Here is a 22,913-nt window from a genome sequence, read left to right as displayed (position 1 = left end):
GGCGCTGGGCATGGCAAGACAACCGATCAGCCGTGCTGGCGCACGGCACGGATACGGCCATTGTCGTCCAGGGCGACCATCACGAAGCGCACCGCGGTCACCTTGTGCAGCTCGAAGGGGTCGCGCTCCTGGGGAGGGCGGATCCACACCTCGACGTCGATCTTGATCGAGCTGTGACCGATCTCGCGCACCTCGGTAAAGATGCTGACCATGGAGCCCACCCGGACCGGGCTGAGGAAATCCATGGCCTCGATGGCCACGGTGGCGGTGCGGCCGCGTGCCTCGTGGCTGGCGGCGACCTCAGCGGCCTGGTCCATGAGGGCGACCAGCCAGCCTCCGGGCAGGTCGCCGTGGACATTGGTGTCCTGGCGGCTGGCCAGCAGCTTGAGGGTCAGGTGGCCGCGAGGGGTAGGGACATCATCGGGTTCGGTCATGGGCGTGATCTGTCTGGATTGTTGTTGTCGCTTGCATGGGGCGTGATCAGGTGGCGCTGCCACCCTGCATCAGCGCATCATGGTAAACGCCAGGGTGGGTCGACCTCCAGGCGCATGATCCTTTTTCGTTTTCTCCCCTCCCGGAGGCCGTATGGCATCACCTGTCCGTCACCGGCTGCTAGCCGGCCTGCTGCTCATGGCCGGTCTTTTCGTCGGTTCGGCGATGGCGGATCATCCGACAGGCACCCTGGACACCGTGGGCTCGGATACCATGGCCGGGCTGATGCTGCGCTGGGGCGAGCGTCTCGCCCGTGAGCATCCCGGCCTGCGCCTGCAGCTGCAGGCCAGCGGGTCGGCCAGTGCGCCCCCCGCCCTGACGGCCGGCACCACCCGGCTGGGCCCCATGTCGCGTCCCATGACCGAGGGTGAGCGGCAGGCCTTCATCGCCCAGCACGGCTACCCGCCTCTGGAACTGGTGGTGGCCAAGGATGCCCTGGTGGTGGTGGTGCATCGCCACAATCCCCTGCAGAGTCTTAGCCGGGAGGAACTGGACGCAATCTTCTCGGTGAACCGCCGCTGCGGGGGGAAGCATGCCATCACCCGCTGGCAGCAGCTGGGGAAAGGCCTGCCGGAGGGCCGGATCCGCCTGCATGGTCGCAACGCCGCGTCCGGTACCCATGGGCTCTTCCGGCGAGTGGCCCTCTGCGGCGGCCAGTTCCGCCCGGAAGTGAGCCAGCATCCCGGCTCTGCGGCCGTGGTGGCGGCGGTGGCCGAGGACCCCCGGGCGCTCGGCTACGCTGGCCTCAATCACCTCGATGCCGGGGTCAAGCGGCTGGCCAGGCGGGATGCCGATGGCGCCCTGCATTGGCCCGATGCGGCGTCGGTGGCCAGCGGTGACTACACCCTGGCGCGGAACCTCTATCTCTATGTCAACCTGCCGCCCGGCGAGTCCCTGCCAGCCCCCGAGCGGGCCTTCCTCGAACTGGTGCTGTCACCGGCCGGGCAGGCCGTGGTCGAGGCGCTGGACTTCGTGCCGCTCCCCCCCGACGTCATGATGCGCCAGCGTCAAGCCCTGGGGCTGGCCACATCGGCTAACTGATCCTTGGCCGTCATGCGATTGTCATGACACTGTCGTAGTGTGGCGCTAGCATTCCCGTTTCCCGAAGGCTCTGCCCATGTCCGATGCCTCTCCCGACACCTCGTCGCGGCGCCGCCTGCGTCAGGCACGCGATCGCCTGGCCACGGCCCTGATCACGGCCGGGGGCATCGGGGTGGTGGTCGCGGTACTGGCCATCGGTGTCTTCCTGGCCCTAGAGGCGCTGCCGCTGCTCTGGCTGCCCTCCGGCACGGAGACCCTGGGGCTGAGTGCCCTGGCCTGGGGGACCCTGGAGGCGGCGGCCTGGTCGCTGGTGATTGCCGTGCCCCTGTCGCTGGGGGCGGCGATCCACTCGGCGATGTTCATGTCGCGGCGCCTGCGCAGCCGGCTCAAGCCGACCTTGGAGCTGATGGAAGCCCTGCCCGGCGTGGTCATCGGCTTCGTGGCCGGCTTGGTGATGGCGCCCTGGGTGGAACGTCACCTGGGAGAGGTCTTCGCCCTCATAGTGCTGCTCCCGCCCGGGCTGCTGCTAGCGGCCGGCCTGCGCGCCTGCCTCCCGTACCGCTGGCAGCGGTGGCTGCCGATGGGCTATGCAGGCCTGTGGCTGGTTCCCTGGCTGCTGCTGGTTATGGCCACGGCACTGTGGCTATCGCCCTGGCTCGAGGTTTGGTGGTTCGGCGGGGACCTGAGGGACTGGCTGGAGCAGGGGCTGGGGCTGGACGTGGCCATGCGCAATGCCCTGGTGGTCGGTGTCGCCATGGGGTTCGCGGTGATACCCAGTGTCTACGCGCTAGCCGAGGAGGCACTCTCCGGGGTTCCGTCCAGCCTGGCCGAGGGGGCCCAGGCGCTGGGCGCCACCCGCTGGCAGACCCTGTGGCGGGTGATGCTGCCGGCGGCCTCGCCCGGGGTCCTGGCGGCGGTAATGATCGGCGCCGGCCGTGCGGTGGGCGAGACCATGATCGTGCTGATGGCCAGCGGCAATGCCGCCCTGATGACCCTCAATCCCCTGGACGGTCTACAGTCCCTGGCGGCCGGTATTGCCATCGAGCTGCCTGAGGCGGATCCCGGCGGGGCCCACTACCGCTGGCTGATGCTGGCGGCCCTGCTGCTGTTCCTCTTCACCTTCCTGGTCAATACCCTGGCCGAGCTGGTGCGGACCGGGCTTCGACGCCGTTACCGACAGCTGGGAGGGAATGCATGATCGGTGTCTGGCACGCCTGGCGCGGTCGGACACCCCGCGGCGAGGGTCCCTGGGCCTGGCTGTCGGCGGGTAGCGTGGCGCTTTCCTTGCTGGCCCTGGCGGCCTTGCTGCTGCTGCTGACGGTGCGCGGCCTGGGGCATTTCTGGCCGGCCGATGTCGCCCTGGTGACCCTTGCCGACGGCCAGCAACTGGCCGGCGTGCCGGTGCGTGAGGTCGCACTGCCCGGGGACGGGCGGGAACGACTATATCGCACCGGCAATGCCGAGCTCGAGGACGGTGTCTGGGCCTGGGTCCCCGTGGCGGCCATCACCGAAGTGGAATATCCGCGGGAGCTGGTCCGTGTCGAGCGTCGCCGTGGCGACGAGATGGTCGGCTGGCTGGTCGGTATGACCCGGGAAGACGGCCGATGGATCGAGGGAGCACGCGCCTGGACCGCCCTGCAGGAACGTCTGCACGTCTTGCAGGGACTGCGCGAGACCCGTGACCGGCTGCGTGAGACGGTCATTCTGCCACATGTCAGTGAGCGGGAGCCTGGAGACGGTGACACCCCTGAGCTGACCCGTGCCTATGCCCGACTCCAGGAACTGCAGGCAGCGATGGAGGGGGGCCGCCTGATTCTGCGGGCTGCTGGAGGCGAGCGTCTCGTGGTGCCGTTGGAAGCGCTGCAGTCGGCGCGGCGTCCCAACGCCATGTCGGCGATCGACAAGCTCGCCGACTGGAGTGATGCGGTGTGGCGCTTTCTCACCGAAGGGCCGCGGGCCGCCAATACCCGGGGGGGCGTCTGGCCGGCGATCTTCGGCACCGTGCTGATGGTGATCCTGATGTCGGTGATGGTCATGCCGTTCGGCGTGCTGGCGGCGGTCTATCTCAACGAGGTGGCCCATCAGGGACGTGTCACCCGGCTGGTCCGTATCGCCGTGCGCAACCTGGCCGGGGTGCCCTCCATCGTCTACGGGGTCTTCGGGTTAGGGGTCTTCGTCTACGGCATCGGCGGCACCCTGGATACCTGGTTCTTCGAGGAGCGCCTGCCGTCCCCGACCTTCGGGACCGGCGGCTTGCTGTGGGCCTCGCTGACCCTGGCGCTGCTGACCCTGCCGGTGGTGATCGTGGCCACCGAGGAAGGGCTGGCGCGGATTCCCGACCAGCAGCGCGAGGGGGCGCTGGCGCTCGGCGCTACGCGGCTCGAGATGCTTAGCCGGGTGGTGCTGCCGATGGCCACACCGGCCATGCTCACCGGCCTGATCCTCGCCGTGGCCCGGGCCGCCGGTGAGGTCGCCCCGCTGATGCTGGTGGGGGTGGCCAAGCTGGCGCCCCAAGTGCCGGTGGATGGCCACTTTCCCTTCCTGCACCTGGACCGCAAGTTCATGCACCTCGGGTATCATGTCTATGATGTGGCCCTGCACAGTGGTGATCTCCAGGCGGCGCTACCACTGGCCTACGCCACCGCCCTGCTGCTGGTGCTAGTGATTCTGGTGCTTAATTTGACTGCAATATTTCTTCGTCACTATCTGAGAGTACGGCATGGCATGCCGTCGCCTCGCTGAGGCCGGCAGCGTCGTGTCAACAGGAGCCGTGATGTCCGCCACCCGGGACCCTCGCTTCGCGCCTCGCTTGGCCGGGGCCTGCATCGACTTTGCCCCCGAGGCCAGCTGCCTGGAGATTCAGGGGCTGAGCCTCGCCTATGGCGACACGCCGGCGCTCGAGGCCCTGTCATTGCGGGTGCCACGCCATCGGGTCACGGCCTTCATCGGCCCTTCGGGATGTGGCAAGTCGACGCTGTTGCGGGCGCTGAACCGTCTGCACGATCTCAACGAGGAGGTGGTGCGCGAGGGCCGGATCCTGCTCGATGGCCAGGACATCCACGCCCCCGAAGTGTCGGTAGCGGAGCTGCGCCGGCGGGTGGGGATGGTCTTTCAGGCACCGAACCCTTTTCCTATGTCGATCTACGACAACGTGGCCTTCGGGCTGCGCCTGCAGGGCAGGGTCTCGAAGCGCAAGCGTGACGACACCGTCGAGTGGGCGCTGCGCTCGGCGGCGCTGTGGCACGAGGTCAAGGATCGCCTGCAGGCCTCGGCCTGGTCGCTGTCCGGCGGCCAGCAGCAGCGCCTAGTGATCGCCCGGACCCTGGCGGTGGGGCCCGAGGTGCTGCTGCTGGACGAGCCGGCCTCGGCGCTGGACCCCATCTCGACGCTGAAGATCGAGGAGCTGATCCGCAACCTGAAGTCGACGCTGACCCTGGTGCTGGTCACCCACAACATGCAGCAGGCGGCACGGGTCTCGGACTATACCGCCTTCCTGCAGGGCGGCGAGCTGGTGGAATACGGCCCCACCGATACCCTGTTCACCAATCCACGCCTGAGGCGTACCGAGAACTACATCACCGGGCGCATGGCCTGACCCACGGCGTATGATCGGGCCCTGCCTCCAAGGAGAACCCCATGGACATTACCAGCGACATCCACAGCCAGCATATCTCTCGGCAGTTCAACCAGGAGCTCGATGAACTCAAGACCCACCTGATGGCGATGGGCGGCCTGGTCGAGAAACAGGTCCAGGATGCGGTCGCCGCCCTGCTCGAGAGCGACTCGGACCTCGGCCGGCGGGTGGTCGACAACGACCGGGCGGTCAACGACATGCAGATCAAGATCGACGAGGAGTGCACCCAGGTGCTGGCCCGTCGACAACCCACCGCCTCCGATCTGCGCCTGGTGTTGGCGGTGATCCGCGCCGCCTCCGACCTGGAGCGCATCGGCGACGAGGCGAGCAAGATCGCCCGCAACGCTTGTGAGCTGATCGATGCCAACAACGGCACCCGCGGCTTCGTCGAGGTGCGGTTGATCAGCGAGCACGTGCGTCGCATGGTCCGCGATGCGCTGACCTCCTTCGCCCGTCTCGATACCCAGCTGGCCTTGCAGCTGGTCCATGAGGACGAGGAGGTCGACAACGAGTATCGCAGCGCCATGCGCTCGTTGATGACCTTCATGATGGAGGATGCGCGCGCCATCTCGCCGGTGCTCAGCCTGATGTGGATCCTGCGCGCCCTGGAGCGCATCGGTGACCACGCCAACAACCTGGCCGAGTACGTGGTCTACCTGGTCAAGGGGCTCGATATCCGCCATACTGATCCGGATGACCTCGACGAGGAGGAGCTTGGCCCCAAGGGTTGACCGCGCTCGGCGTTTGACCGTCAATGTGCAGGCCGTCGCCCCGGGCGATGACCTGCTTTCGTGTGCCAAGGACCCTCAAGTATGCTCGATGCCTTCACGGCGCTCACCCGCGGGACCCGCCTGGTCTATACGCGCGGCCTGCGGCGCTATGTCTTCCTGCCGATCCTGGTCAACCTGCTGGTCTATGCCGCCATGCTGGCCTATGTGCTCACCCATTTTGGCGGCTGGCTGGACAGCTGGATGGCCATGGTCCCGGGTTGGCTGGACTGGCTCTCCTGGCTGATCTGGCCGCTGTTCGTGGTCAGCCTGGTGCTGATCGTCTTCTTCACTTTCTCGCTGGTGACCCACCTGATCGCCGCCCCCTTCTACGGTTTCCTGGCCGAGAAGGTGGAGACGGTGGCCACCGGCCGAGCGCCACGGGACGATCGCGGTCTGGCGAAAACCGCCCTGGACGCCCTGGGACGCGAGATGGTCAAGCTGGCCTACATCCTGCCGCGCATGGCGGTGCTGTTCGTGATCGGCTGGATCCCGGTACTCAATCTGATCAGTCCGCTACTGTGGCTGGCCTTCTCGGCCTGGATCATGGCCATCACCTACCTCGACTACCCCATGGACAACAACCAAGTGAGCTTTCGCGACATGCGCCGTCGACTCTCGGCCCGCTGGTGGCCGACCCTGACCTACGGCGGCTGGGTCACCCTGATCACCTGGTTGCCGCTGGCCAACCTCTTCCTGCTGCCCGGCGCCGTGGCCGCCTCGGTGCTGATGTGGGACCGTCACTACCGGCCCCTGGCGCCGGTCGCGGGGTCTTCTCAGGCGCGCTGAGCGGTATCGCTTGCCGTCGCAGTCTGCAGTCGCTCGGCGGGGAAGACACAGCGGAAGGTGGCGCCCTGGCCGGGACGGGAGATGATCTCGAGGCGGGCATCGTGGCGCAGCAGCACGTGCTTGACGATGGCCAGCCCCAGGCCGGTGCCGCCGGTGGCGGTGCTGCGGCCCTTGTCGACACGATAGAAGCGCTCGGTGAGTCGCGGGATATGCAGCGGGTCGATGCCCTCGCCGTCATCCTGGACCTCCAGGCAGGCGCCGGCGCCGGCGGGGCGCCAGCGCAGCACGATATGGCGGCCCTCGCCGGCATAGCGCACGGCATTGAAGGCCAGGTTGGAGAGCGCGCTGTGGATCTCCTGCTCGCTGCCGGCCAGGCGGCGGGGCTCCGTCACCTCGACCTCGATGCGCTGGTGTCCGCCAGACAGCGCCTCGGCATCGCGGCGCACACGCTCCAGCAGGGGAGGCAGCGTCAGGGGCGCGTGATCGCCGCCGCCCTGGTCGGTCTCCAGCCGCGAGAGCAGCAGCAGGTCGTTGACCAGGTTCTGCATACGCTCGGTCTGGGCCTGCATCTGCGACAGGCCCCGGGCGAGGCGCGACGGCAGTTGATCGGCCATGTCGCCATAGGTCTCCAGGTAGCCGGTCAGCACCGTTAGGGGGGTTCTCAGCTCGTGGGAAACGTTGGCCACGAAGTCGCGGCGCATCTGCTCAAGGCGGTGCAGTCGCGTGATGTCCCGAGCCATCACCAGGCGCTCGTCATCCCCGTAGAGGGTGATCTGGAACTGTAGGATCCGCGACTCGTCGATGGGCGACGCCAGGGTGAGGGGCTCACGGTAATCCTTGGCGTGGAAGTAGTTCACGAAGCGCGGGTCGCGCAGCAGGTTGGTGATGTGCTGGCCACGGTCGAGCCGGGGCTTGAGGCCGAGCATCGTCTCGGCGGCACTGTTCCACCACTCCAGGTCACCGTGGCTGTCGAGCATCACCACGCTGTCACGCATCGCCTCGGAGGATTCCTGGATGCGCTGCAGGGTGGTCCGCAGGCGTCGTTGGGTGAGATGCTGGCTCTTCTGGTAGCGGTAGAGACGGTCGAACAGTTCGCCCCACAGGCCGATGGTGGTCGGGGGTTCCTGGTTGGGCCGGTGGGTCAACCAGTCATGAAGTGCGTGCAGTTGGCGCAAGTGGTGAAACAGATAGAGGGCGAGCCCCACCGCGATGCCGCTGCCGACGGCGGCGAAGGGCCAGCCGACCAGCGCGCCGGCGGCCACGAGGGCGGCCAGGCGCCACAATTCGCGTCGCCAGAGGCGCTTCACGTCAGCCCTTGGTGGAGAAGCGGTAGCCGGTCCCGCGCACCGTCTGGATCAGCTGCTGGTGGGGCTCGCCCAGCGCCTTGCGCAGGCGCCGGATGTGCACGTCCACGGTACGCTCCTCCACGTAGACATTGCCGCCCCACACCTGATCGAGCAGCTGGCCCCGGGTGTAGGCCCGCTCCTGGTGGGTCATGAAGAACTGCAGCAGACGGTATTCGGTGGGGCCCATCTCCAGCGACTGGCCGTCGACGCTGACCCGATGGCTGGCCGGGTCGAGCAGTAGCCCCTCGACCTCCACCGGTTCCTCGACGCCGCGCGGCGTGGCCCGGCGCAGCACCGCCTTCAGCCGGGCGACCAACTCTCGGGGGGAGAAGGGCTTGGTGATATAGTCATCGGCTCCGGCCTCGAGCCCCTGGATCTTGTTGTCCTCCTCGCCCTTGGCGGTGAGCATGATGATCGGCAGCTCGGCGGTAAGCTCCTCGCGCTTGAGGCGGCGGGCCAGCTCGATGCCGCTGGTGCCGGGCATCATCCAGTCCAGTAACACCAGGTCGGGTTGGTGGTCGACGATCATGGCGTGTGCGGCCTGAGCATTGTCTGCCTCGAGGACGCGATAGTCGGCCATCTCCAGTGCCACCGCAATCATCTCGCGGATCGGCGCCTCGTCATCGACGATCAGAACGGTCTTGGCGGTCATCCCGGTGCCTCGTGGTCAAGGTCAGTGACAGTGCGGTGACGATGACAGCACGTCCCGATGACAATAGCGTGACAGTGCCGTCCTGTCGCTGCGCTCAGCCACCGTTCAGTGCCGGCCACAGGGAGAGCGCGATGCCGGCGAAGAGCACCAGCCCCGACCAGTGGTTGTTGAGGAAGGCCTGGAAGCAGCGATCGCGATCCCGTTTCCGGATCAGCACCTGCTGATGCACGAAGGTGACCGCCATGGCGGAAAGCCCCAGCCAGAAGAAGCCACCCAGCGCCAGCCACGACCCGGCCCAGGCGAGCAAGGCCAGGGTGAGCAGCTGCAGCGCCCCGATCATCAGTCGGTCGGCGCGGCCGAACAGCACGGCGGTGGACTTGATGCCGATCTTCAGGTCATCGTCGCGGTCGACCATGGCGTACTCGGTATCGTAGGCCACGGTCCAGACCACGTTGGCGGCGAACAGCAGCCAGGCTACGGGGGGCACCGTGCCCAACACGGCGCCGAAGGCCATGGGAATCGCCCAGGAGAAGGCCGCGCCCAAAAACGCCTGGGGCAGGTGGGTATAGCGCTTCATGAAGGGATAGATGAAGGCCAGCACCACGCCCACCAGCGAGAGCATCACGGTGAAGAGGTTGGTGAACCATACCAGCACGAAGGCCGCTATCACCAGGATCACGAACAGCGTCTTGGCCTCGCCTTCGCTGATGCGGCCGGTGGCCAGCGGGCGGTTTTTGGTGCGCTTGACGTGGCCATCGAAGTGGCGGTCGGCATAGTCGTTAACTACGCAGCCCGCGGCCCGCATCAGGTAGACCCCGGCGATGAAGATCAACAGCACGTCGCGGGCGGGAATGCCGTCGGCGGCAATCCACAGTGCCCACAGGGTCGGCCACATCAGCAACCAGGTGCCGATGGGACGGTCGAGGCGCGTCAGGTGCAGGAAATCCGGCAGGCGAGCAAGCCCCTTGGGGCGCATCAGGGTACGGTCCATCACGGTCTCTCGAGTGGGTCGGTGCTTGCCCCGGCGTCGAGCGCCGGGGCCTGGGCAGAGCCTACCGCGACGGCAGCCCGAGGTCATCCGCCATGGACGCCAGAAAGAACTCCTGCACCAGCACGGCGAAGTGCCCGTGGCGCAGCACCGAGCGGCGTCCCCAGGGACCCGCGGCCACCGGCAGGGTGTGGCCGAAGGGCGGTGGGTCGGCCGTCGCCTCGAGGGGGCCGCGTATCAGGTCTGGCTGGCGGAACAGCCAACTGCCCAGCGAGCGGTCGCCGAGCCGCTCGAGCCGCTGACCCCGCAACCGCGACAGCGGGGCCACCGAGCGGGCCAACACCCAGGGACGCTCGTCGAGGCATAGCGCCACCTCGCGCAGCCAGGCCCACTGGGCAATGGGAATGCCCAGTGCCAGGGCCTCGTCGCGGTGCGGACGGTCGATCCGCTGGTCGAGCAGCCGTACCCGGAACGCGCGGGGCGCGCCCGCCGCGACCAGGCGCCGGGTGAGCGAGTCGCGCGAGGCGACCCAGTGCCACCAGACTGGGGGCATGGCGGGACGCGCCGCCGCCAGCGGGCGCCATCGGGGAAGGGTGACCGGTCCCTGGCTCACGGAGGCTCCACGTCGATTCCGGGAACGGTAGTGTATCATGGGGGATTTCACGCATTTCACGTCGCGGGCCGCCATGGCCCGTTTCCGAAGGATGACCATGACCGCTCCCCTGACCATCATCGGCACCGGCATGGCCGGTCTCGGCCTGGCGCGACAGCTACGCGACTACGCGCCGGATCGCCCCATCACCCTGATCACCGCCGACAGCGGTGATGACTATGCCAAGCCGCTGCTCTCGACCGGGTTCGCCAAGGGGCTCCCGCCCGAGCGCTTGGCCAGCCGTTCGGCCCTCGACGTGGCCGAGACGTTGAACGTGGTGATGCGCACCCGGACTCGGGTCGAAGCCCTCGACCCGGCGGCTCGCCTGCTGACCATCGGCGCGGAGCGGCTGCCCTGGAGCGAGCTGGTGCTGGCCACCGGCGCCGCACCGGTGGCCCCCTTCACCATCCCCGAGGCACTGGCCGACAGGGTCTTCACCATCAATGACCTCGACGATTATCGAGCCTTCCATGATGCCCTGGCCGCCTTGGGGCGGCCGGGGCGCGTAGCGATCGTCGGCATCGGTCTGGTCGGCTGTGAGTTCGCCAACGACCTGGCCGCCGGTGGCCATCGGGTCGAACTGGTCGCCCCCGAGTCGGCGCCCCTGCCGCGGCTGCTGCCGGAACCGCTGGGGCGGGCGTTGGGCGAGGCCTTCCAGGCGGCGGGCATGGTGCTGCACACCGGACGTTGGGTGAACGAGTTGGTGACCGTCGGCGGCAATATCGGCCTGGGGCTGGATGATGGCGCCATCCTCGAGGCCGATCTGGTGTTGGTGGCCACGGGCCTTAGGCCGCGCAGCGAGCTGGCCGAGGCGTCCGGGCTCGCGGTCGGGGTGGCGGGCATCCGCACCGATCGTCGACTCGCTACCTCGGCGACGGGCATCTACGCCCTGGGGGATGTGGCCTGTGTCGATGGTCTCAATGCGATGTATGTCCAGCCGCTGCTGGCCGGCGTCAAGGCTCTGGCCCGGACACTGGCCGGTACGCCCACGCCCGTGCGCTATGGCCCCTGGCCGGTACTGGTCAAGACGCCGTTGCTGCCGGTGGTCTCGCTGCCGCCCACCGAGCCTCCCTGTCGCTGGCGCATCGAGGGGGAGGGCGCGGATCTGGCCGCCTTCGCCGAGGCCGAAGACGGGCGTTTGCTGGGTTTTGCGTTGACGGGAGGCTGCGTGCGTCGGAAAGTCGAACTAGCGCGGGCGGCGCCGCCGTTGCTAGGCTAGTGACGTCAACAACGGGGCCGTCCGCCATCGGGCTGTGGTGGTGTCGTCACGGCCGAGAGCATCCTTATGTCGTCACGCTCACGCCTCGTCGTCCCCGAGGCGACGCCGGTCCGTTGCCGGGGAGGCGCGGGGGATCGCCAGGTGCGGTAGGCCTGGCCAATGTCTCGACAACTGTCCCAACCACCAGGGGCCGGCGACGACCCTCGCCGGCCTACGCCATACTCAGGAGGGCTGTATGCGCAAGCCAGAACTCGCCGCGGCGATCGCCGAACGGGCCGATCTGTCCAAGGACAAGGCCAGCCAGGTGCTCAATGTCATTCTCGATGAGATCACCGGCTCGGTGTCCGACGGCCAGGATGTGTCCTTGATCGGTTTCGGCACCTTCTCCGTGCGCGAGCGAGCCGCTCGCACCGGCAAGAATCCCCAGACCGGTGAGCCGCTCACCATCCCGGCCAGCCGGACCGTGGCGTTCAAGCCTGGCAAGGGCCTCAAGGACGCCGTCGCCAGGTAAGACTTGGCCATGGCCAGGACGCATGCGGCTCGCCCTTGTCGGTCGGGCCGTCTCACGTCCTTTCGATCTCGATTTCCTGACCCCGGTGGCATGCGACATGAAGCTGCGACTGACGCTGTGGATGCTGGGCCTGCTGCTCAAGCGCGCCCTGCGACGCAAGGCCCGTTTCCGTGAGCTGCTGACGGAGATGCGAGGCCTCGACTGGGGCATCGCCACCGAGGATCTGGCCATTGCTCGCCACTACCGCATGTCTCCTCGCGGCATCCGCACCGGCAGGGGATTGCCGGTGGACCTTGACCTGGAGCTGCGCTTCGAAGACGAGGCCACGGCGCTCAAGGTCCTGAAGAAGCCCACCCAGCAGGCCTTCCTCGGCGGCATGATGGCCGGCAGCGTGCGCCTGGTCGGCGACTCCGGCGATCTGCAGAAGCTGCAGAAGTTGCTCAAGCACCTGTAAGACGCGGCTACGCCGCTCACGAGCCACGAGCTTCGGGCCTCGAGCGGTTGGCAGCAGGCTTGATTCTCACGGAGACTGCCCGCAGCCCGCAGCCCGCAGCCCGCAGCCCGCAGCCCGCAGCCCGCAGCCCGCAGCCCGCAGCCCGCAGCCCGCAGCCCGCAGCCCGCAGCCCGCAGCGCCGTCAGACCTGCCCATAGCGCCCGGCTTCCTCGCCCAGCCAGCGACGGATCAGCGGCCGGCTGGCCTCCGGGTGGCTGGCCAGCAGGGCCTCGGCCAGCGGGGTGATCCGAGGCAGCAGGTCGGCATCGCGTTCCAGGTCGGCGACCTTCATCTGGGCCAGGCCGGTCTGTCGAGTGCCGAGCATCTCGCCGGGACCGCGGATCTCGAGATCCTTCTCGGCGATGCGAAAGCCGTCGGTGGTCTCGCGCAGCACCGCCAGCCGCTGGCGCGAGTGGGCCGAGAGCGGCGGGTGGTAGAGCAGCACACAGAAGCTCTCCGTGGCGCCGCGCCCGACGCGGCCGCGCAGCTGGTGCAGCTGCGAGAGCCCCAGGCGCTCGGGGTTCTCGATGATCATCAGGCTGGCGTTGGGCACATCGACCCCCACCTCGATCACCGTGGTGGCGATCAGCAGGTCGAGCTCACCGGCTTTGAAGGCCGCCATCACCTCGGCCTTCTCGGCGGCCTTCAGACGACCGTGCACCAGGCCGATAGCCAGTTCCGGCAGGGTCTCCACCAGCTCGTCCCAGGTGGCTTCCGCCGCCTGGCACTGCAGGGCCTCGGACTCCTCGATGAGGGTGCAGACCCAATAGGCCTGACGCCCCTCGGCGCAGGCATGGCGGATCCGTGCGACCACCTCGGGACGCCGCTCGTCGGGCACCACGACCGTCTTCACCGGGGTGCGGCCAGGGGGCAGTTCGTCGATCACCGAGACGTCGAGGTCCGCATAGGCGCTCATGGCCAGGGTGCGGGGGATCGGGGTGGCGGTCATCACCAGCTGGTGGGGGGTGAGGCCGCCGGCCTCGCCCTTCTCGCGCAGGGCGAGGCGCTGGTGGACCCCGAAGCGGTGCTGCTCGTCGATGATCGCCAGGCCCAGGCGCTGGAAGTGCACGTCGCCCTGGAACAGCGCATGGGTGCCGACCACCATCCGCGCTCGGCCGTCGAGGATCGCCGCCTTGGTGTCCAGGCGAGGCTTGCCCTTGAGCTTGCCGGACAGCCACGCCACCTCGATGCCCAGCGGCTCGAACCAGGCACGGAAGGCCCGGTAGTGCTGCTCGGCGAGCAGCTCCGTGGGGGCCATCATCGCGGCCTGGCAGTCGCCGGCGATGGCCGACAGGGCCGCCATCGCCGCCACCACCGTCTTGCCCGAGCCCACGTCACCCTGGACCAGGCGCAGCATTGGCACTTCACGGGCCAGGTCGGCAGCGATCTCGTCGAGCACCCGGCGCTGGGCCGCGGTCAGCGAGAAGGGCAGCTGGGTCAAAAAGCGTGCCTGCAGGCTGCGCCCCGACGGCAGCGCCGGGGCGCCGTCGACCTGGATGCGGCGGCGTACCTCGCGCAGGCTCAGCTGATGGGCGAGCAGCTCCTCCAGGGCCAGTCGCCGCACGCAGGGATGTTGTCCGGCGGCGAGCGGTGCCGGGTCCGTGTCTGGCGGGGGGCGGTGCAGCACCTGCAGGCAGTGATGCAGGGCCGGCAGGTCGAAGCGGCGGCGCAGCTCGGCGGGAATCCCGTCCGGCAGTGCCTCGGGGGCCGTATCGAGGCAGGTCAGGGCCTGCTCGATCAGTGCCCGCAGCCGGGCCTGATGGAGCCCCTCGGTGGCGGGATAGATCGGCGTCAGATGATCCTCCACCGGTGGGGCATCGTCGCTGAGCAGCCGATACTCCGGGTGGTAGAGCTCGAGCCCGGTGGCCCCGGCGCGAGCCTCGCCGAAGCCGCGCAGGCGTACGCCGGGACGGAACTGCTGCTGCTGGGCCGGGGAGAAATGGAAGAAGCGCAGGCTGAGGATGCCGGAGCCGTCGCGCAGTCGCACCAGCAGGCTGCGACGGCGCCCTCGGACGACCTCGGCGGCCATGACCTCACCCTCCACCACCGCCTCGTGGCCGGCGCGCAGCGTGGCGATGGGGGTGATGCGGGTGCGGTCCTGGTAGCGCAACGGCAGATGGAACAGCAGGTCGGCCACCGAGACGATATGCAGGCGGGCGAGCTTGCCGGCCAGTGCCTCGCCGACGCCCTTGAGCGTGGTGACCGGTGCGTCGAGGTCGCTCATGCCGGGTCGAGCTCGGCCTCGCGACAGTGCCCGATGGCCCGGGTGACGACATCGATGGCCCGGGGGCGGGGAAAGCTGGCGCGCCAGGCGATGGCGACGGTCCGCGAGGGCGCCGGCGCCGAGAAGGGTCGGCTGACCAGCAGGCCGCTCTCGTAGTGGCCGGTGCCGATGGCCGAGCGCGGCAGCACGGTGATGCCGAGCTTGGAGGCGACCATGTGGCGGATGGTCTCCAGCGAGCCGCCCTCGGCGGTGAGGGTGTTGCTGGGGCTGTTGAGTTTGTGACTGATGGCCGGACAGGTTTCGAGGATCTGGTCGCGGAAGCAGTGGCCCTCGCCGAGCAGCAACAGCCGTTCCTGGAGCAGGTCCTCCTTGTCGATGCTTTCCCGCACGGCCCAGGGATGATCGGCCGGTAGCAATACCTCGAAGGCCTCCTCGTAGAGCGGCTTGGTGACCACATCGGTCTCGGTGAAGGGCAGTGACACGATGATGGCATCGAGCTCGCCGCTCCTGAGCTTGCGACGCAGGTTGCCGGTGAAGCCCTCCTCGATGTAGAGCGGCATCTGCGGGGCCCGGCGGGTCAGCTCCGGGATCAGGTGCGGAAAGAGGTAGGGGCCGATGGTGTAGATGGCGCCGATGCGCAGGGGGCTGGCCAACTGGTCACGGCCGGCGGAGGCCAGCTCCTTGATCACGCTGCTCTGCTCGAGGACTCGCTGGGCCTGCTCGACGATCTTCTCGCCCAGGGGCGTCACCTGCACCGTGGACTTGGAACGCTCGAACAGGGCCACGCCGAGCTCCTCCTCCAGCTTCTTCACGGCCACCGACAGGGTGGGCTGGGAGACGAAGCAGCGCTCAGCGGCCCGCCCGAAGTGGCGTTCCTGGGCCAGGGTTACGATATATCGCAGTTCTGTTAGAGTCATCTGATTGCCGGGGCATCCTCTTGAAATGTCAGGTGGCCCTGAGCACAGGGGCAACGGTATGCCAATAGGGATGTTTTATCAGGGGGCGAGGGAAAGGTGAAGAAGACGACGCTTATTCTCGGATGTGGGGACATCGGCCAGGCACTGGGTCGGGAACTGCTGACGGCTGGCCAACGGGTGATCGGGGTGCGGCGCGACCCCGCCGGACTGGCGGCATCGGGCCTCGAGGGACGAGCCGCGGACCTCGGCGACGCCGCCGCGGTGGCCGAGCTGCCGGATGCCGACCTCTTGGTCTATGTGGTCAGTGCCGACCGCTTCGAGGAGGGGGCCTATCGGGCCGCCTATGTCGACGGCCTGAAGACGGTGCTGGCCGAGTACGTCGCCCGTCCATGCCCGCCACGCCGGCTATTCTTCGTCTCCTCCACCAGCGTCTATGCCCAGCAGGCCGGTGAGGTGGTCGATGAACAGAGTCCTGCCGAGCCCACCGGGTTTTCGGGCGCGCTGATGCGCGAGGCCGAGCAGGCGCTGCTGGACAGCGACCTGCCGGGCACGGTGGTGCGCTTCTCGGGCATCTACGGCCCCGGCCGTGACCGGCTCATCCGCCAGGTCGGCGAGGGGCGTATCGCGCCCTCGAGCCCCGCCATGTACACCAATCGCATCCATCGCGACGACTGTGCCGGGGTGCTGGCGCACCTGATCGGTCTTGCGCTGGCGGACGAGCCGCTCCATGACCTCTACCTGGCCAGCGACTGCGAGCCCGCCCCGCTGCACGAGGTGATGGCCTGGCTGGCCAGGCAACTCAAGGTCGAGGCCACCGAGACCATCCAGTCGCCGCTGCGCCGTCGCGCCAGCAAGCGCTGCGACAATACCCGCCTGCTCGACAGCGGTTATGGCTTCCGCTACCCCACCTATCGGGAAGGCTACGCCCAGGTGCTGCGCGAGGGCGGTTTCCTGTCGGCGGACCCGGCGCTGAGCTGACGCGGGTCACGCTTCCCGGCCCGGCGGATTTCGTGGCTAGAGCGTTTGGCGATAGACCAGCGAATAGACCTCGAACCCCTCGTTGGGCAGGTCCAGCCGGGCATTGGAGTAGTGGGCGGCACTCGCGCCGAGTTCGCCGCCGAACGCGAAGCGCATCCCGACGGCGAGGCGGCTCTCGAACTGGAAGGCGGTGGACAGCGCCTGGTCCCCCACTTCCGTCTCCATGAACAGGCCACCGCCCACGCCGGCCTCGAGGAAGGCGTCTTTGCCGTCGAAGGTGTAGCGCAGCGCCGGCGTCAGCTTCCAGGCGGCATTGTCGTCACCGTTGTCGCCTGGCAGCAGCAGCAGGCCGGTGGCCAGGCGCAGGTCCAGGACCGGGTGCCAGTGGCTCAGATCACGCATCCAGTCGATAGTGAGGCCCAGTGTCGGGGTGCCTTCGCTGGTGGTGCCCAGCTCGAGGCTGGGGGCGGCGCCGGCGGGCGGTATGACGAGACAGGCGGTGAACGCGGCAAGTGTCGGGAGGCGGCTGAGCAGGCGAGTCATGGGATCTCCTCGGGCAGGACGGTCCGTGCGAGGGTGCGATAGTGGCTACCCTGTTGTGTTAAGACCGACTGTATTAGCTCAACCCGAGTATAGACCCATGATATGGCGATATGCGGCAGTTCGGGGCCAGGCGGACGCGTGGCCTTGCGCAGCAGGGTAATATGCGGAACGAACCGCTCGGGACGCCCTCCGATGCCGAGCGCCTCCAGTCCCGCCCACAACTCGCCCTGCAGGGCCTTCAGGGCCGGTGTCGGCCGTGCGCTTCCGACCCAGACGATACCCGGCCGACGGAAATGGCCCCAGCGGTCGAGGCGCCAGTGTCCCGGGAGGATCGTCTGGTGGCGAAGCCAGTCACCGAGGGCTTCGGTGCGCTCTGCCGGTTGGTCGCCGAGGAAGGCCAGCGTCAGGTGCAGGCTGTCATCGGGCATGCGCCGCCCGCCACAGTGGGCCTGGGCGGCCTCGGCCAGCGCCCCGAGGCGTGCGCGCACCTCGGGGGGCGGGAAGAGGCCCAGGAACAGGCGCATGGCGGTGGCCATGACGATCGGCTCAGTCGCCCAGCACCATCACCGCCTCGGCCTCGACCTGGCTGCCCTTGGGCAGGGCCTTGACGCCCACCGCGGCTCGCGCCGGGAAGGGCGCCTGGAAAAACTCCTCCATGACCTTGTTGACGACGGCGAACTGGTCGAGGTCGACCAGGTAGAGGTTGAGCTTGACCACATCCTGCAGGGAACCGGCAGCCTCCTCGCAGACGGCCTGGAGATTGGTGAAGACCTGGCGCGCCTGGGCCTCGAAGTCGTCGGAAGCGATCGCCATGGTGGCCGGGTCCAGCGGGATCTGGCCGGAAAGATAGACGGTGTTGCCGGCCTTGATCGCCTGGGAGTAGGGGCCGATGGCGGCGGGCGCCTGGTCGGTATTGATGACGGCCTTGTTGCTCATGATGTGCTCCATATGGTTAGCGATGGGATCTTGCCAATGAAAGACCCGGCCCGCCGTGACGGCGGCGGGCCGGGTCGGGACGGTTCAATTGCCCAGGCGGGTGATGCGGCTCACAGGAGACAGGTTGCGCAGACGCTTGATGATACGCGCCAGGTGCACGCGGTTGCGCACGGCCAGGGTGAGGTTGACGATCGACAGGCGGGCATCGCGCTCCTCGATGCCGATCCGCTCGATATTGGCGCCGGCATCGGTGATCAGTCCGGCGAGTTCCGCCACCAGGCCGCGCCGGCTCTCCATCTCGAGGCGCAGGGCGACGGGGAAATCCTGATCGATGTCGTCGGACCACTCCAGGGCGATCAGCTTGTCCGGGGCGTTCTTGAACTCGCCCAGGTTGCGGCATTCGGCCCGGTGCACCACGATGCCCTTGCCCACCGAGAGATGGCCGACCACCGGGTCGCCGGGCAGCGGGTGGCAGCAGCGGGCGAACTTGATCACCATGCCCTCGGCGCCGCTGATCAGCACGGGAGCGGGGGGCTCGCCGTCGGGGAGCGGTCGTGATGGTTCACCCTGCTGCAGGTCGACCAGCCGCCGCGCCACCACATGGGCGACCCGGGTGCCGAGCCCGATGGATTCCAGCAGTGCGTCCTCCTGCTTCAGCGCGTACTCCTCGAGCAGGCGGTCCAGCGTGCCGCTGGGCAACTCCTCGAGGCTGGTCTCGAAGACCGCCAGGGCCTTGTTGAGTAGGCGGCGTCCCAGCTGCACGGCTTCGGTCTGGCGCTGGTGCTTGAGCGCATGGCGGATCGCCGAGCGGGCCTTGGCGGTGACCACCACGTTGAGCCAGGCCAGGTTGGGCCGCGCCCCGGGAGCGGTGATGATCTCGAGCGTCTGGCCGCTCTCCAGGCGGGTGGAGAGCGGGGCCAGGTGACGGTCGATGCGGCAGGCGATGCAGCTGTTGCCGATGTCGGTGTGCACGCTGTAGGCGAAGTCGATCACCGTGGCGCCCTGAGGCAGCTCCATGATGTCGCCTTTGGGCGTGAACACGTAGATGTCGTCGGGGAAGAGGTCGTTCTTGACGTGCTCGATGAACTCCAGCGAGTCCCCGGCATGGCGCTGCATCTCCAGCAGGCCCTTGACCCAGGCCCGGGCCCGGGCATGGCTGCCCTCGGCGATGGGATGCTCGGTCTGACCGGCCTTGTAGAGCCAGTGGGCGGCGATGCCGTTGTTGGCCATGGCCTCCATCTCGCGGGTGCGGATCTGCACCTCGATGGGCATGCCGCCACGGCCAAACAGGGTAGTGTGCAGGCTCTGGTAGCCGTTGGCCTTGGGAATGGCGATGTAGTCCTTAAAGCGCCCCGGCACCGGCTTGTAGAGATTGTGCACCACGCCGAGGATGCGATAGCAGCTGTCGACGTCCTCGGTGATGATGCGAAAGCCGAAGACGTCCATGATCTCGGCGAAGGACTTGCGCTGGTCGCGCATCTTCTTGTAGATCGACAGCAGGTGTTTCTGTCGACCCACCACGGTGCCGGGCAGCCCCTCGTCGTCGAGGCTCTTCTGCAAGGCATTCTGCACCTGGCGGATCGCCGTGCGGCGATGCCCCCGGGCGCTGGAGACGGCCCGCTTGATGCGTTCGGCCCGCATGGGGTACAGGGCCTGGAAGGACAGGTCCTCGAGCTCGACCCGGATGGTGTTGATGCCCAGCCGCCCGGCGATACGCGCGTAGATCTCCAGCGTCTCGCGAGCGATGCGGCGCTTCTTCTCGGGGCGCAGGGCGCCCAGGGTGCGCATGTTGTGCAACCGGTCAGCCAGTTTGACGATGATCACCCGGATGTCCCGGGACATCGCCAGCACCATCTTCTGGAAGTTCTCGGCCTGAGCGACCGCCTTATCCTCGAAGGCGATCTGGGTCAGCTTGGAGACGCCGTCGACCAGCTCCGCCACCGGCTTGCCGAACTGCCGGCCGAGGGCTGTCTTGGAGACCCCGGTATCTTCGATGACATCGTGCAGCATGGCCGCCATCAGGCTCTGGTGGTCCATGTGCATGTTGGCGAGGATGTTGGCCACCGCCAGCGGGTGGGTGACATAGGGCTCGCCGGAGCGCCGGCGCTGGCCGTCATGGGCCTGCTCGGCGTAGTAGAAGGCGCGCTTGACCTGTCGGATCTCGTCCGCGGGGAGGTAGCCGCCGAGGCGGTCGGCCAGGTCATCGATGGTGAACATGCGGCGCGCCCTGAAGGTTTCGTGATGGCCCAGAAGGCGGGAGCGATGAAAGATCCGGCGGCCTCACTCCTCGGCGGGCAGGCTCGTTTCCATCCCGGTGCGCATGCGCATCGGCGCCGCCTCGACGGGTTCGTCCAGTACGGTGTGGTCGACCAGTCCCTCGGCAATCTCGCGCAGCGCCATCACGGTGGGCTTGTCGTTCTCCCAGGGCAGCAGGGCATCGCGGGAGCCGCGAGCCAGTTGGCGGGCGCGCTGGGTGGAGATCATCACCAGCTTGAAACGGTTCTCGACATTTTCCAGACAATCTTCGACGGTGACTCGCGCCATGGGTGTCTTCCTGAATGCTGATGGGCGAAGCCCCGGCCGGGGCGTCGCCCGGGGGGTCCACCGATGGGTAGACCGAATAGATTACTCGAGCCCCGCTTCTCCTGACAAGAGCGCCGCCAGCAGCGGGCCATGGCGCTCGCTGACCCGCTTGACGGTCAGGCGACGGGCGATGACCAGCGATTGCAGTTCGCGCAGGGCGGTGGTGAAGTCATCGTTGATCACCAAGTAGTCGTACTCGTCGTGATGCGACATCTCCTGGACCGCCTCGCGCATGCGCCGGGCGATCACCGCATGCTCGTCGGTACCGCGGCCGGCCAGGCGGCGCTCCAGCTCCTCCCGGGAGGGCGGCAGGATGAAGATCGACACCGCATCGGACAACTGCGCGCGGACTTGGCGGGCGCCTTGCCAGTCGATCTCGAGAATCACGTCCTGGCCGGCGGCGAGCAGGGCTTGTACCGCCCGGCGCGAGGTGCCGTAGTAGTTGTCGAACACCCGGGCATACTCGAAGAACTCCCCCCGCTCGACCATCGCCTCGAAGGCGGCCTTGTCGACGAAGTGGTAGTTCACGCCGTCGACCTCGCCGGCGCGGCGCGGCCGGGTGGTGTGGGAGACCGACACCCGGATGCCGTCGAGGCTCTCGATCAGCTCGCGCACCAGGCTGGTCTTACCGGCCCCGGAGGGGGCGGAAACGATGAAGAGCGTACCTTGGGACATGGCGATGCGACCTGATGTGACAGCAAAATGGCGGCGTGGAAAGCGCGAAGTATCGCACAGATTGCCCCCTTCTCCACAGCCTCCCCGGTCAGGTGTCAGGGCAATCGCAGTTGGGTCTGGCGAGGGGCGCCGGGGACAGGTCGAAGAGGGGGTCCTACGCCATGGATGGCGTCGGTAACGCCCAGGGAGGGGTTCATAGCGCCTCCTCGCAGACCTGTCGACGGATCAGCCCCTAACTGCGATAGGCCTGGGTCAAGTGTCAGGCGGCGGTCGTCCGCAGCCGCGCCCGCTGCTCCAGCCGGCGGTCGGCGGCGAATACCAGCAGTCCGCCGAGGGCCAGGGCGGCGCCGACCAGTCCGCTGGCGGACCATTCGGCCCCGGCCTTGATGGTCACCGCGGCCAGCCAGGCCCCCAGGGCATTGGCGCCGTTGAAGGCGGCGTGGTTCATCGAGGCGGCCATGGTCTGGGCCTCGCCGGCGACATCCATCAGCCGGGCCTGCAGCGCCGGGCCCAGGGCGATGCCGGTGCCCACCAGGCCGACGAACAACAGCCCGGCGGCGAGGTGATTGGCGGCGAAGAAGAAGCCCACCTGCACCGCCAGGCTCCACAACAGGATGCGCGGGATCGCCTTCATCAGGTGGCGGTCGGCGAGGCGGGCGCCGACCAGGTTGCCGACGATGCCGCCGATGCCGAAGATCGCCAGCACCCAGGGGCCCAGCGCCTCGGGCATGCCGGCCTGGGTGCGCAGGGTGGGCACCACATAGCTGAACACCGCGAACATGCCACCGAAGCCGATACTGGCCACCCCCAGGGTGAACAGCACCCGCCGGCTGATCAGGGCGGAGAGCTCGCGGCGCGGGCTCGCCGCCTGGTCGCGGGGCTGGGGCGGCACCCACAGTCGAATCATGACCATGGTGGCCAGGGCCACGGCGCCCACGGCGTGGAAGGCGAACGGCCAGCCCAGCCATTGGCCGGCCCAAGTGGCCAGGGGCGCCCCCACCACGATCGCCGTGCTCAGGCCCAGCATCACCCGGCCGATGGCGCGGGCGCGCTGATCGATGGGCACCGCCGCCGCGGCGACCAGCGCGGCCACACCGAAGTAGGCGCCGTGGGGCAGGCCGGCGAGGAAGCGTAGCCCCACGAAGGGCCAGAAACTGGTGGCCAGGGCGCTGGCGACGTTGCCCACGGCGAACACCAGCATCAGGGCGATGAGCAGGGCGCGGCGCGGAACCCGAGCGGCCAGGGCCGAGATCAGCGGCGCGCCCACCACCACGCCCAGGGCGTAGGCGGAGATGGCGTAGCCCACGTCGGCGGTGGTGACCTGCAGATCACCGGCAACTCGCTCCAGCAACCCCATGATCACGAACTCGCTGGTGCCGATGCCGAAGCCGCCCAGCGCCAGCGCCAGCTCGGCCAGACGGGGGTTGCGCGCCTCGGCGCTGGACGGGGTGGACGACATGGCGACTCCTCGCG

Annotated in this window: 24 protein-coding genes; 10 read left to right on the top strand and 14 right to left on the bottom strand. The window is 68.3% G+C overall.

Features of this window, described 5'->3' with window-relative positions; translation table 11 throughout:
• Window positions 1-26 precede the first annotated feature (26 nt).
• A complete protein-coding gene (locus tag FHR94_RS06345) occupies window positions 27-434 on the bottom strand; it encodes an acyl-CoA thioesterase (protein WP_183324789.1) in 408 nt (135 codons plus the stop codon).
• Window positions 435-585: 151 nt separating this feature from the next.
• On the opposite strand from FHR94_RS06345, the gene FHR94_RS06340 reads away from it, so the two are divergent.
• The 6 genes from FHR94_RS06340 (at window position 586) to cysZ (ending at window position 6,723) form a co-directional block, all read left to right on the top strand.
• Window positions 586-1,533 (top strand): PstS family phosphate ABC transporter substrate-binding protein, encoded by a 948-nt coding sequence (locus FHR94_RS06340; RefSeq protein ID WP_183324788.1) that lies wholly within the window; start codon window positions 586-588, stop codon window positions 1,531-1,533.
• Window positions 1,534-1,609: 76 nt separating this feature from the next.
• Window positions 1,610-2,731, top strand: a complete 1,122-nt coding sequence (locus FHR94_RS06335) for an ABC transporter permease subunit (protein ID WP_183324787.1) — start codon at window positions 1,610-1,612, stop codon at window positions 2,729-2,731.
• Entirely contained in the window at window positions 2,728-4,275 is a 1,548-nt protein-coding gene (gene pstA / locus FHR94_RS06330) for a phosphate ABC transporter permease PstA (RefSeq protein ID WP_183324786.1), read from the top strand. Before FHR94_RS06335 ends, pstA begins: the two co-directional genes overlap by 4 nt.
• Window positions 4,276-4,306: 31 nt before the next feature.
• Window positions 4,307-5,128, top strand: a complete 822-nt coding sequence (gene pstB / locus FHR94_RS06325) for a phosphate ABC transporter ATP-binding protein PstB (RefSeq protein WP_183324785.1) — start codon at window positions 4,307-4,309, stop codon at window positions 5,126-5,128.
• A gap of 41 nt (window positions 5,129-5,169) precedes the next feature.
• Window positions 5,170-5,898: a phosphate signaling complex protein PhoU gene (gene phoU, locus FHR94_RS06320; RefSeq protein ID WP_183324784.1), complete on the top strand. Its 729-nt coding sequence runs from the start codon at window positions 5,170-5,172 to the stop codon at window positions 5,896-5,898.
• A gap of 81 nt (window positions 5,899-5,979) precedes the next feature.
• On the top strand, window positions 5,980-6,723 hold the full coding sequence (cysZ, locus tag FHR94_RS06315; protein WP_183324783.1) for a sulfate transporter CysZ: 744 nt from the start codon (window positions 5,980-5,982) through the stop codon (window positions 6,721-6,723).
• Here cysZ and phoR read toward each other — a convergent pair.
• From phoR to FHR94_RS06295, 4 genes are all read right to left on the bottom strand, one after another.
• Window positions 6,711-8,030 carry a phosphate regulon sensor histidine kinase PhoR gene (gene phoR, locus FHR94_RS06310; RefSeq protein ID WP_183324782.1) on the bottom strand — a complete coding sequence of 440 codons (1,320 nt, stop codon included), beginning with the start codon at window positions 8,028-8,030 and terminating at the stop codon, window positions 6,711-6,713. The two genes, cysZ and phoR, sit on opposite strands and share 13 nt — an antisense overlap.
• Before the next feature lies 1 nt (window position 8,031).
• Window positions 8,032-8,721 (bottom strand): phosphate regulon transcriptional regulator PhoB, encoded by a 690-nt coding sequence (gene phoB, locus FHR94_RS06305; protein ID WP_183324781.1) that lies wholly within the window; start codon window positions 8,719-8,721, stop codon window positions 8,032-8,034.
• A 94-nt stretch (window positions 8,722-8,815) separates the two neighbouring features.
• Window positions 8,816-9,712 (bottom strand): 4-hydroxybenzoate octaprenyltransferase, encoded by an 897-nt coding sequence (ubiA, locus tag FHR94_RS06300; RefSeq protein ID WP_183324780.1) that lies wholly within the window; start codon window positions 9,710-9,712, stop codon window positions 8,816-8,818.
• A 61-nt stretch (window positions 9,713-9,773) separates the two neighbouring features.
• Window positions 9,774-10,262: a chorismate--pyruvate lyase family protein gene (locus FHR94_RS06295; RefSeq protein WP_183324978.1), complete on the bottom strand. Its 489-nt coding sequence runs from the start codon at window positions 10,260-10,262 to the stop codon at window positions 9,774-9,776.
• Window positions 10,263-10,419: 157 nt separating this feature from the next.
• Here FHR94_RS06295 and FHR94_RS06290 point away from each other — a divergent pair, with 157 nt between their 5' ends.
• From FHR94_RS06290 to FHR94_RS06280, 3 genes are all read left to right on the top strand, one after another.
• Window positions 10,420-11,580, top strand: a complete 1,161-nt coding sequence (locus FHR94_RS06290) for an NAD(P)/FAD-dependent oxidoreductase (RefSeq protein ID WP_183324779.1) — start codon at window positions 10,420-10,422, stop codon at window positions 11,578-11,580.
• Window positions 11,581-11,614: 34 nt separating this feature from the next.
• Complete coding sequence (locus FHR94_RS20145) at window positions 11,615-12,091, top strand: HU family DNA-binding protein (RefSeq protein ID WP_343064638.1); 477 nt, start codon at window positions 11,615-11,617, stop codon at window positions 12,089-12,091.
• 97 nt (window positions 12,092-12,188) lie between these two features.
• Window positions 12,189-12,545 (top strand): hypothetical protein, encoded by a 357-nt coding sequence (locus tag FHR94_RS06280; protein WP_183324777.1) that lies wholly within the window; start codon window positions 12,189-12,191, stop codon window positions 12,543-12,545.
• A 181-nt stretch (window positions 12,546-12,726) separates the two neighbouring features.
• Here the strand turns inward: FHR94_RS06280 and recG are convergent, their stop codons facing one another.
• Window positions 12,727-14,808, bottom strand: coding sequence for an ATP-dependent DNA helicase RecG (recG, locus tag FHR94_RS06275; RefSeq protein ID WP_183324776.1), 2,082 nt, complete (start codon window positions 14,806-14,808; stop codon window positions 12,727-12,729).
• Window positions 14,805-15,725: a hydrogen peroxide-inducible genes activator gene (locus tag FHR94_RS06270; RefSeq protein ID WP_183324775.1), complete on the bottom strand. Its 921-nt coding sequence runs from the start codon at window positions 15,723-15,725 to the stop codon at window positions 14,805-14,807. The genes recG and FHR94_RS06270 overlap by 4 nt, the downstream gene beginning before the upstream one ends.
• A gap of 96 nt (window positions 15,726-15,821) precedes the next feature.
• Here FHR94_RS06270 and FHR94_RS06265 point away from each other — a divergent pair, with 96 nt between their 5' ends.
• Window positions 15,822-16,703 carry an NAD-dependent epimerase/dehydratase family protein gene (locus tag FHR94_RS06265; protein WP_183324774.1) on the top strand — a complete coding sequence of 294 codons (882 nt, stop codon included), beginning with the start codon at window positions 15,822-15,824 and terminating at the stop codon, window positions 16,701-16,703.
• A gap of 36 nt (window positions 16,704-16,739) precedes the next feature.
• Here FHR94_RS06265 and FHR94_RS06260 read toward each other — a convergent pair whose 3' ends face one another.
• From FHR94_RS06260 to FHR94_RS06230, 7 genes are all read right to left on the bottom strand, one after another.
• Entirely contained in the window at window positions 16,740-17,246 is a 507-nt protein-coding gene (locus FHR94_RS06260; protein ID WP_183324773.1) for an acyloxyacyl hydrolase, read from the bottom strand.
• The gene (gene thpR / locus FHR94_RS06255; RefSeq protein ID WP_246389850.1) at window positions 17,243-17,782 is read right to left on the bottom strand and encodes an RNA 2',3'-cyclic phosphodiesterase; all 540 of its coding nucleotides are present in this window, start codon (window positions 17,780-17,782) and stop codon (window positions 17,243-17,245) included. The genes FHR94_RS06260 and thpR overlap by 4 nt, the downstream gene beginning before the upstream one ends.
• Before the next feature lie 10 nt (window positions 17,783-17,792).
• Window positions 17,793-18,182 carry a RidA family protein gene (locus tag FHR94_RS06250; RefSeq protein ID WP_183324772.1) on the bottom strand — a complete coding sequence of 130 codons (390 nt, stop codon included), beginning with the start codon at window positions 18,180-18,182 and terminating at the stop codon, window positions 17,793-17,795.
• Window positions 18,183-18,266: 84 nt separating this feature from the next.
• A complete protein-coding gene (locus FHR94_RS06245) occupies window positions 18,267-20,399 on the bottom strand; it encodes a RelA/SpoT family protein (RefSeq protein WP_183324771.1) in 2,133 nt (710 codons plus the stop codon).
• A gap of 63 nt (window positions 20,400-20,462) precedes the next feature.
• Complete coding sequence (gene rpoZ, locus FHR94_RS06240; protein ID WP_183324770.1) at window positions 20,463-20,726, bottom strand: DNA-directed RNA polymerase subunit omega; 264 nt, start codon at window positions 20,724-20,726, stop codon at window positions 20,463-20,465.
• A gap of 81 nt (window positions 20,727-20,807) precedes the next feature.
• Window positions 20,808-21,440, bottom strand: coding sequence for a guanylate kinase (gmk, locus tag FHR94_RS06235; protein ID WP_183324769.1), 633 nt, complete (start codon window positions 21,438-21,440; stop codon window positions 20,808-20,810).
• A gap of 259 nt (window positions 21,441-21,699) precedes the next feature.
• Entirely contained in the window at window positions 21,700-22,899 is a 1,200-nt protein-coding gene (locus FHR94_RS06230; RefSeq protein ID WP_183324768.1) for an MFS transporter, read from the bottom strand.
• Between the last annotated feature and the right edge of the window lie 14 nt (window positions 22,900-22,913).

The organism is Halomonas cerina (genome assembly GCF_014192215.1).
GTDB lineage: Bacteria > Pseudomonadota > Gammaproteobacteria > Pseudomonadales > Halomonadaceae > Halomonas > Halomonas cerina.
Note: the sequence above shows the minus strand (reverse complement) of the source record. Positions and strands in the feature narration are given on the sequence as shown.

Bases quoted from the DNA above. Each gene is read 5' to 3' on its own strand.
- FHR94_RS06345 (WP_183324789.1), bottom strand. From the start codon at position 434: ATGACCGAACCCGATGATGTCCCTACCCCTCGCGGCCACCTGACCCTC.
- FHR94_RS06340 (WP_183324788.1), top strand. From the start codon at position 586: ATGGCATCACCTGTCCGTCACCGGCTGCTAGCCGGCCTGCTGCTCATG.
- FHR94_RS06335 (WP_183324787.1), top strand. From the start codon at position 1,610: ATGTCCGATGCCTCTCCCGACACCTCGTCGCGGCGCCGCCTGCGTCAG.
- pstA (WP_183324786.1), top strand. From the start codon at position 2,728: ATGATCGGTGTCTGGCACGCCTGGCGCGGTCGGACACCCCGCGGCGAG.
- pstB (WP_183324785.1), top strand. From the start codon at position 4,307: ATGTCCGCCACCCGGGACCCTCGCTTCGCGCCTCGCTTGGCCGGGGCC.
- phoU (WP_183324784.1), top strand. From the start codon at position 5,170: ATGGACATTACCAGCGACATCCACAGCCAGCATATCTCTCGGCAGTTC.
- cysZ (WP_183324783.1), top strand. From the start codon at position 5,980: ATGCTCGATGCCTTCACGGCGCTCACCCGCGGGACCCGCCTGGTCTAT.
- phoB (WP_183324781.1), bottom strand. From the start codon at position 8,721: ATGACCGCCAAGACCGTTCTGATCGTCGATGACGAGGCGCCGATCCGC.
- ubiA (WP_183324780.1), bottom strand. From the start codon at position 9,712: ATGGACCGTACCCTGATGCGCCCCAAGGGGCTTGCTCGCCTGCCGGAT.
- FHR94_RS06295 (WP_183324978.1), bottom strand. From the start codon at position 10,262: ATGCCCCCAGTCTGGTGGCACTGGGTCGCCTCGCGCGACTCGCTCACC.
- FHR94_RS06290 (WP_183324779.1), top strand. From the start codon at position 10,420: ATGACCGCTCCCCTGACCATCATCGGCACCGGCATGGCCGGTCTCGGC.
- FHR94_RS06280 (WP_183324777.1), top strand. From the start codon at position 12,189: ATGAAGCTGCGACTGACGCTGTGGATGCTGGGCCTGCTGCTCAAGCGC.
- recG (WP_183324776.1), bottom strand. From the start codon at position 14,808: ATGAGCGACCTCGACGCACCGGTCACCACGCTCAAGGGCGTCGGCGAG.
- FHR94_RS06270 (WP_183324775.1), bottom strand. From the start codon at position 15,725: ATGACTCTAACAGAACTGCGATATATCGTAACCCTGGCCCAGGAACGC.
- FHR94_RS06260 (WP_183324773.1), bottom strand. From the start codon at position 17,246: ATGACTCGCCTGCTCAGCCGCCTCCCGACACTTGCCGCGTTCACCGCC.
- thpR (WP_246389850.1), bottom strand. From the start codon at position 17,782: ATGGCCACCGCCATGCGCCTGTTCCTGGGCCTCTTCCCGCCCCCCGAG.
- FHR94_RS06250 (WP_183324772.1), bottom strand. From the start codon at position 18,182: ATGAGCAACAAGGCCGTCATCAATACCGACCAGGCGCCCGCCGCCATC.
- FHR94_RS06245 (WP_183324771.1), bottom strand. From the start codon at position 20,399: ATGTTCACCATCGATGACCTGGCCGACCGCCTCGGCGGCTACCTCCCC.
- rpoZ (WP_183324770.1), bottom strand. From the start codon at position 20,726: ATGGCGCGAGTCACCGTCGAAGATTGTCTGGAAAATGTCGAGAACCGT.
- gmk (WP_183324769.1), bottom strand. From the start codon at position 21,440: ATGTCCCAAGGTACGCTCTTCATCGTTTCCGCCCCCTCCGGGGCCGGT.
- FHR94_RS06230 (WP_183324768.1), bottom strand. From the start codon at position 22,899: ATGTCGTCCACCCCGTCCAGCGCCGAGGCGCGCAACCCCCGTCTGGCC.